At 69.4% G+C, this 8,075-nt stretch carries 6 protein-coding genes; 4 read left to right on the top strand and 2 right to left on the bottom strand.

The features are described 5' to 3' along the window. From AC1DP0_RS14115 to AC1DP0_RS14105, 3 genes are all read left to right on the top strand, one after another. Positions 1-659: zinc metalloprotease (locus AC1DP0_RS14115; RefSeq protein WP_478085182.1), on the top strand; the 659-nt coding region annotated here is incomplete at its 5' end. Between the two features lie 135 nt (positions 660-794). Continuing rightward, the gene (locus AC1DP0_RS14110; RefSeq protein WP_478085181.1) at positions 795-2,555 is read left to right on the top strand and encodes a DEAD/DEAH box helicase; all 1,761 of its coding nucleotides are present in this window, start codon (positions 795-797) and stop codon (positions 2,553-2,555) included. A gap of 135 nt (positions 2,556-2,690) precedes the next feature. Next, the gene (locus AC1DP0_RS14105; protein ID WP_478085180.1) at positions 2,691-4,541 is read left to right on the top strand and encodes a bifunctional metallophosphatase/5'-nucleotidase; all 1,851 of its coding nucleotides are present in this window, start codon (positions 2,691-2,693) and stop codon (positions 4,539-4,541) included. A gap of 295 nt (positions 4,542-4,836) precedes the next feature. On the opposite strand, the gene AC1DP0_RS14100 is transcribed toward AC1DP0_RS14105, so the two are convergent. Together AC1DP0_RS14100 and AC1DP0_RS14095 are read right to left on the bottom strand one after the other, a co-directional pair. Next, the gene (locus AC1DP0_RS14100) at positions 4,837-6,147 is read right to left on the bottom strand and encodes an alpha-amylase family glycosyl hydrolase (RefSeq protein WP_478085179.1); all 1,311 of its coding nucleotides are present in this window, start codon (positions 6,145-6,147) and stop codon (positions 4,837-4,839) included. Between the two features lie 60 nt (positions 6,148-6,207). Then, on the bottom strand, positions 6,208-6,717 hold the full coding sequence (locus tag AC1DP0_RS14095) for an Lrp/AsnC family transcriptional regulator (RefSeq protein WP_478085178.1): 510 nt from the start codon (positions 6,715-6,717) through the stop codon (positions 6,208-6,210). A 107-nt stretch (positions 6,718-6,824) separates the two neighbouring features. Here AC1DP0_RS14095 and hppD point away from each other — a divergent pair, with 107 nt between their 5' ends. Next, entirely contained in the window at positions 6,825-8,057 is a 1,233-nt protein-coding gene (gene hppD / locus AC1DP0_RS14090; protein WP_478085177.1) for a 4-hydroxyphenylpyruvate dioxygenase, read from the top strand. The last annotated feature ends 18 nt before the right edge of the window (positions 8,058-8,075 follow it).

Genomic DNA, 8,075 nt, shown 5'->3' with positions numbered 1-8,075 from the left:
CGTTCGCCCCCACGACGGTCAAGGTCTACTGGCACACCATCACCGACGGCAGCCGGGGCGCCGTCAGCAGCAGCGCGATCAGCAGCCAGGTCACCGTCCTCAACCGCGCCTACTCCGGCACCGGTCTCAGCTTCAGCCTCGCGGGGTCCGACTCGACGAGCAACGCGTCCTGGTACACCGTGACGCCGGGCTCGGCCGCCGAGAAGAGCATGAAGACGACCCTCCGCAAGGGCACGATGGCCGACCTCAACCTCTACTCGGCCAACATCGGGCAGGGCCTGCTCGGCTGGGCGACCTTCCCGAAGAGCACCTACGACGCGATGGACGGGGTGGTGATCCTCACCGGGTCGCTGCCCGGCGGCAACGCCACGAACTACAACCAGGGCGACACGGCCACGCACGAGGTCGGCCACTGGGTCGGGCTCTACCACACCTTCCAGGGTGGCTGTAAGGGCAACGGCGACTACGTCGACGACACGCCTGCCGAGGCCAGCGCGGCCTACCAGTGCCCCACCGGCCGCGACACGTGCACCAGCCCGGGTCTCGACCCCATCAAGAACTTCATGGACTACACGTACGACTCGTGCATGACGACCTTCACGGCCGGTCAGGTCTCGCGCATGCAGGCCCAGTGGACGGCGTACCGCGCCGGCCGGTGACCGCCGGCGCCCGTCGCGCACCTGCCGCACCCGGTCGCGACGGCGACTGAGCGGCATACCATCCGGGTCGAGGCCCCGTCCGCAGGGCGGGGCCTCGGCATGTCGCCTCGGGAGATTCGTTACGGTGATCCCTCTATGAGTTCCGGCGCCGCTTTCCATCTCCCACCCGCTTTCCCGGAGCGGGCAGCCTGGGGTACCGCCAGCAAGCTGCGTGCCTGGCAGCAGGAGGCGCTCGACCTCTACCTTGCGCGGTCGCCGCGGGACTTCCTCGCGGTCGCGACGCCGGGCGCCGGCAAGACGACGTACGCCCTGCGCGTGGCCACCGAGCTGCTCACCGCCGGCATCGTCCAGCGCGTCACCGTCGTGGCCCCCACCGAGCACCTCAAGACCCAGTGGGCCGATGTCGCCGCCCGCGTCGGTATCAGTCTCGACCCGAAGTTCAGCAACAGCGTCGGTCGGCACAGCGACGACTACCACGGCGTCGCCGTCACGTATGCCCAGGTGGCGTCGCGCCCGTCGCTGCACCGTGAGCTGACGACGTCGCGCTCGACGCTCGTCATCCTCGACGAGGTCCACCACGGCGGTGACGCGAAGAGCTGGGGTGATGGCATACGCGAGGCGTTCGAGCCCGCGACCCGTCGCCTGTCGCTGACGGGCACGCCCTTCCGCTCGGACACCTCGCCGATCCCGTTCGTCACCTACGAGCTCGACGCCGAGGGCACGCTGGTGAGCTCGAGCGACTACACGTACGGCTACGCCGAGGCCCTGCGCGACGGCGTCGTGCGCCCGGTGCTCTTCATGGCCTACGGCGGCAGCATGCGCTGGCGCACGAAGGCGGGCGACGAGCTCGAGGCGCGCCTCGGCGAGCCGATGACGAAGGACTTCGTCGCGCACGCGTGGCGCACGGCGCTCGACCCCAAGGGTGAGTGGATCCCCGCGGTGCTCGCGGCGGCCGACCGCCGCCTCACCGAGGTGCGCAGGCACGTCGAGGACGCCGGCGGCCTCGTCATCGCCTCCAACCAGACCCAGGCGAGGGCGTATGCCGCCATCCTCCGCCAGCTGACCGGCGAGGCTCCCACGGTCGTCCTGTCCGACGACCTCGGGGCCAGCAGGCGCATCGAGGACTTCGGGGCGAGCGACGAGCGCTGGATGATCGCGGTGCGCATGGTGTCCGAGGGCGTCGACGTGCCGCGCCTCGCCGTCGGCGTCTATGCCACGTCCACCTCCACGCCACTCTTCTTCGCCCAGGCCGTCGGCCGCTTCGTCCGGGCTCGTCGGCGCGGTGAGACCGCGTCGGTCTTCCTGCCGTCCGTCCCGGTCGTCCTCGACCACGCGTCGCGGCTCGAGGAGCAGCGCGACCACGCGCTCGACCGCAAGCCCGACCCCGACGACATCGGCCAGATGTGGGCCGAGGAGCAGAGCCTGCTCGACGAGGCCAACCGCGCCGACAAGGCCAGCGGCGCCCTCGACGAGGGAGCCTTCGAGGCACTCGAGTCCGACGCCCACTTCGACCACGTGCTCTTCGACAAGCAGCAGTGGGGCATGCACGCCCAGATCGGCTCCGAGGACGAGGAGGAGTACCTCGGGCTCCCGGGCCTCCTCGAGCCCGACCAGGTGTCTGCGCTGCTCCGTGAGCGGCAGAGCCGCCAGGTCAGGAAGGCGCCGCAGGGGGCGTCCGCGCCGATGCCCGTCGCCGCGCACCGGGCCCTGGCTGCGCAGCGCAAGGAGCTCAACAAGCTCGTCGCGACCTACGCCCGGCAGAAGGGCCTGCCGCACGCCAACGTCCACATGGACCTGCGCCGGGTGTGTGGGGGCCCCGACCTCGCGGCCGCGTCGTCCGACCAGGTCTCGGAGCGCATCGACAAGATCCGCCTCTGGCTCGTCGGACGCCGCTGACCGTTCACGATCCGCACGCCTGCTCGCCCCTTTCCGCGCGAGATGTCGGGTTAGGGTCTGGTTCGCGCCTCGGGGGCGAGCCGCGCACCTGGACACGGACTGCTCCGATCGAGCACCGAACACACGAAGGACGACATGAGCACCGACCACACCTCCGCGAGCCCTGACCGCCTCGGATCCTCGACCACCCGTCGCCAGCTGCTGGCCCTCGCCGCCGTCGGGGGCGCGGGACTCGCCACCGTGGGTGCCGCCTCGCCGGCCGGCGCGGCCCCCGCGCCGGGCACCAACGGCGAGGTGGTGCGACTGACCGTGCTCGGCACGACGGACCTGCACGGCAACGTCTACAACTGGGACTACTTCAAGAACGCCGAGTACGACGACAAGGCGCACAACGACATCGGCGTCGCCAAGGCCTCATCCATCATCAAGGCGATCCGCGCAGAGGTCGGTGCCGAGCGCACCCTGACGATCGACGCCGGTGRCACGATCCAGGGCACGCCGCTCGCGTACTACTACGCCAAGATCGACCCGATCACCGGCGGCGCGAAGCACCCGATGGCCGCCGCCATGAACCAGGTCGGCTACGACGCCGCCGCCCTCGGCAACCACGAGTACAACTACGGCCTGGACACGCTGCGGGCCTTCGAGAAGCAGCTGGACTTCCCGCTGCTCTCGGCCAACTCGGTCGACTGGAACACCGGGGCACCCGTCTTCAAGCCGTGGGTCATCAAGACGGTCAAGGTGTCCGGCAGCAAGCCGATCAAGGTCGGCGTCCTCGGCCTGGTGACGCCCGGCGTCGCGATCTGGGACAAGACGAACGTCGAGGGCAAGGTGAGGTTCCCCGGCATCATCGAGCAGGCCAAGGTCATGGTGCCCCGCCTCAAGGCAGCCGGCGCCGACGTCGTTCTCGTCGCGTGCCACTCCGGCGACAACGGCAAGTCCTCGTGGGGCGACGCGCTGCCCTACGTCGAGAACGCGAGCGCGCTCCTCGCCGAGCAGGTCCCCGGCATCGACGCCGTGCTCGTCGGCCACGCCCACCTCGAGATCCCCCAGCGCTACGTCACGAACCAGCAGACCGGCAAGCAGGTGCTGCTCTCCGAGCCGTACTACTGGGGCATGCGCGTCACCCGCATGTCGCTCGACCTGCAGAAGGTCCGTGGGCAGTGGGAGGTCGTGCACTCCGAGGCGACCCTCTACAACTCCAACGTCGCGCCCGAGGACCCCGCCGTCACCCGCGCCGTCGCCGCCGCCCACCAGAGGGTCCTCACCTACGTCAACGGCGTCATCGGGACGTGCACGACGGCCATGTCGGCGGCGACGTCGCGCTACGAGGACACCGCCGCGATGGACTTCATCAACTACGTCCAGGCCGACGCGGTCAAGAAGGCCCTCGCGGGCACGCCCGAGGCGTCCCTCCCGGTGCTGTCGATCGCGGCGCCGTTCAACAAGCTCGCCGCGATCCCGGCCGGCGACGTGACGATCCGCGACGTGGCCGGCCTCTACATCTACGACAACACCCTGCTCGGGATCGTGCTCACCGGGGCGCAGGTCAAGGCCTACCTCGAGAAGAGCGCCGAGTACTTCCAGCCCTGCACGACGACCGGCCCGGTCGCCGCCGACACCATCACCGGCGCCAACGGGACCCCCGACTACAACTACGACATCATGGGTGGGCTCGACGCCCACCTCACCTACGACATCGACCTCGCCAAGGCCGTCGGCTCCCGCATCGTCGACCTCGCGTATGCCGGCGGCCCCGTCGCGTCGGACGCCCGCTTCGTCGTGGCGATCAACAACTACCGTCAGTCCGGGGGCGGCGGCTTCCCGGGCGTCGCGACCGCCCCGGTCGTCTACAACCGCCAGATCGAGATCCGTCAGCTGCTCATCGACTGGGCGACGGCCAACAAGGTCATCGACCCGGCGACCTTCTCCAGCCTCGACTGGAAGCTCGTCAGCAACGGCAGCCCGATCACCGTCACGCCCTGACGACCGCACCGCCGAAAGGGTGCCGGGGAGGGCTGACCGTCGCCTGGACGACGTCAGCCCTCCACGGCTCTCGCGCGAGACCACGTGGGGTGTCCCGCCACGTGGGAGAGCGCGACACCCGCCCCGAACCCGACCTGTCGGTGCGACGTCGGCTGGGCGCAGACGTACCCGCCGGGACAGGGGAGCACCGACGGGTACGCACCTCCATCCTTGCGGATCGAGGCCGTCTGCGTCACCCCTTTCGCGGTGACTGCGTGCCGATCCGTGACCACTCTCTCGATCGGGCGGGAGGCACTCAGGCGCCGACGAGAACCTGGTAGCCCCACGCGGGCAGGTGGTAGTCCTGTCCCCGCCCCAGCTCGAGCGTCTCGCCGGTGAAGGCGTCGCGCCAGGCGCCGACCTGTGGACCGTCGCCGAGCCTCACCGTCCGGTCCTCGTCGCTGAAGTTGAAGGCCCCGAAGACGCGGTCGTCACCGACGGCCCGGACGAAGCTCAGCACCGCCGACTCGTCCGAGTTCGGGACGCGCACCATGCGACCGCCGGCGGCGCCGTTCCACAGGGCGGGGTGCTGCTTCTTCAGCGCGAACAGGGTGCGGTAGAGCTCGCCCTGCTCGTCCTCGCGCCACTCGATCTCGTCCTTGTCGAAGAAGATGAGCCGTTTGTCGCTGCCGGCCTCCTGCCCGTTGTAGACCAGCGGCATGCCCTCGCTGATGACGGACAGCACGATCGCGGGCACGAGCGCATCGCCGAACTGCTCGTACTCCGTCCCCTCCCAGGCGTTCTTGTCGTGGTTGCTGACGAAGAGCATCCGGTAGGCGTCACGCTGGTAGAAGCGGTCGTTCCAGGCGTAGTAGACCTTGAGCGCCTCGACGTCGGCCTTGCCGTGCGCGATCTTGTGCAGTGTCTCGTTCCAGCTCCAGCCGTACGTCATGTCGAAGGCGCGCACGTGCAGGTCGCGAGACTCCCACTCGGCGAGCATGAAGACCGGCTTGATCTCGTCGAGCTCGGTCCGCACGTTTTCCCAGAAGTCGACCGGCACGAATCCCGCCACGTCGCAACGGAACCCGTCGACGTCCACGTCACGCACCCAGAACTTCATGGCCTCGGTCATGTAACGGCGCAGGTCGGGGTTGTCGTAGTCGAGGTCGATGATGTCGTCCCAGTCCCACCACGGGGTCGGCCGGAAGTCGCCCTTCCAGTCACGGGCGTACCACTCGGGGTGCTCCTCGACGAGACGGTTGTCCCAGGCGGTGTGGTTGGCGACCCAGTCGAGGATGACCCGCAGGCCGAGACCGTGGGCGGTGTCGACGAAGTGGCGCAGGTCCTCGAGGGTGCCGAACTCGGGGTTGACGCCGAGGTAGTCCTTGACGGCATACGGGCTGCCGAGCACCCCCTTGCGGTTCTCATCGCCGATCGGGTGGACCGGCATGAGCCAGACGATGTCGATGCCGAGGTCGCGGATGCGCGGCAGGTGCGCCTCCGCCGCGCGGAAGGTGCCCTCGGGGGTGAAGTGGCGCTGGTTGATCTGGTAGATCGTCGCGCTGCGGCTCCACTCGGGGTGGGTCAGCTCTACGGCGGGCCTTGGGGTGTAGGGATTGGCGGTCACGGGAGCTCCTGGTCCGAGGGGCGGTGGTCGAGGTCGGTCGGCTGGTGCGGTCTTACCCCGTCACGAGGTGGCCCCGAGGAGGTGCTCGACGAGTGGGATGGTGCGGTGGTCGAGGCGGGTGGCGAGGGAGATGACGGTCGAGGCCCGGGTGACGTGCGCGTCGTCCACGACCTGGTCGATGACGCGTTGCAGGTCGGCGTTGTCGCGACCGACGATGCGGATGAGCACGTCCCCGGAACCGGTGATCGTGTGGGCCTCGAGCACCTCGGGGATGGCGGCAAGGTGCTCGACGACGGGGGAGTGACCCCCGCGGCCCTGGCGGATCTCGAGCGTGCAGAACGCCGTGACCGGGTAGCCGAGCGCCGCGGGGTCGACGTCGGGCGCCATCGAACGCAGGACCCCGGTGCGCTGCAGCCGGTCCAGGCGGGCCTGCACCGTGCCGCGCGCCACGCCGAGCCGGCGGGAGGCACCGAGCACGCCGATGCCCGGCTCGGTGAGCAGCAGGAGCAGGATCCGGCAGTCCAGATGGTCGACCGGCGGGCGGGTCCCCGGCCCCACGGATGACGTCATGGTCAGAGTGTCCAGCACGACCCGGCATACAGGCAACACTTTGCGCACTGTGCTCACCTGCGGCAGCTGCTCTTGCACACCCGGGGACACTCGGTCACCCTCGCTCCATGACCGACACGATGCCCTCTGCGGCCGCCGACCTCACCGACCAGGAGCGCGAGGCCGACCTCGACCTCGACCAGCTCAAGCAGCTCGTCGGTCTCGTCGAGTACGACGAGAACACCGACGTCTTCCCCGTCACCGGATGGGACGCGATCGTCTTCGTCGCGGGCAACGCCACCCAGAGCGCCCACTACTACCAGAGCGCCTGGGGCATGGAGCTCGTCGCCTACTCGGGCCCCGAGAACGGCAACCGGGACCACAAGGCGTTCGTCCTCAAGAGCGGCTCGATCCGCTTCGTCGTCAAGGGCGCCGTCGACCCGGACAGCCCCCTCGCCGACCACCACCGCCGCCACGGCGACGGCGTCGTCGACATCGCCCTCGAGGTGCCGGACGTCGACCGTTGCGTCGCGCAGGCGCGCAAGGCGGGCGCCACGGTGCTCGAGGAGCCGACCGACCACACCGACGAGCACGGCACGGTGCGCACCGCGGCGATCGCCACGTACGGCGAGACCCGCCACACGCTCGTGCAGCGCCACGTGAACGGGCAGACGTATGCCGGCCCGTACCTTCCGGGCTACGTCGCCACGAGCTCCTCCTACGAGAAGCGCGACGGCCAGCCCAATCGTCTCTTCCAGGCGCTCGACCACATCGTCGGCAACGTCGAGCTCGGCCACATGGACGAGTGGGTCACCTTCTACAACAAGGTCATGGGCTTCGTGAACATGGCCGAGTTCATCGGTGACGACATCGCGACCGACTACTCAGCGCTCATGAGCAAGGTCGTCGCCAACGGCAACCACCGCGTGAAGTTCCCGCTCAACGAGCCGGCCATCGCCAAGAAGAAGAGCCAGATCGACGAGTACCTCGAGTTCTACCGCGGCGCCGGAGCCCAGCACCTCGCCGTCGCGACGAACGACATCCTCGCCTCGGTCGACGCCCTGCGGGCCAACGGTGTCGAGTTCCTCGACACCCCCGACAGCTACTACGAGGACGCCGAGCTGCGCGCTCGCATCGGCAACGTCCGCGTGCCGATCGAGGAGCTGCAGAAGCGCAAGATCCTCGTCGACCGCGACGAGGACGGCTACCTGCTGCAGATCTTCACCAAGCCGCTCGGTGACCGGCCGACGGTCTTCTTCGAGCTCATCGAGCGGCACGGCTCGCTCGGTTTCGGCAAGGGCAACTTCAAGGCGCTCTTCGAGGCGATCGAGCGCGAGCAGGACAAGCGCGGCAACCTCTGAGGTAGCTGGGGCGACCCG

The sequence above is a fragment of the Terrabacter sp. P5_B1 genome, assembly GCF_056400505.1.
The sequence above is the reverse complement of the archived record's forward strand: the minus strand, read 5'-3'. Positions and strand labels throughout refer to the sequence as shown.

Bases quoted from the DNA above. Each gene is read 5' to 3' on its own strand.
- AC1DP0_RS14110 (WP_478085181.1), top strand. From the start codon at position 795: ATGAGTTCCGGCGCCGCTTTCCATCTCCCACCCGCTTTCCCGGAGCGG.
- AC1DP0_RS14095 (WP_478085178.1), bottom strand. From the start codon at position 6,717: ATGACGTCATCCGTGGGGCCGGGGACCCGCCCGCCGGTCGACCATCTG.
- hppD (WP_478085177.1), top strand. From the start codon at position 6,825: ATGACCGACACGATGCCCTCTGCGGCCGCCGACCTCACCGACCAGGAG.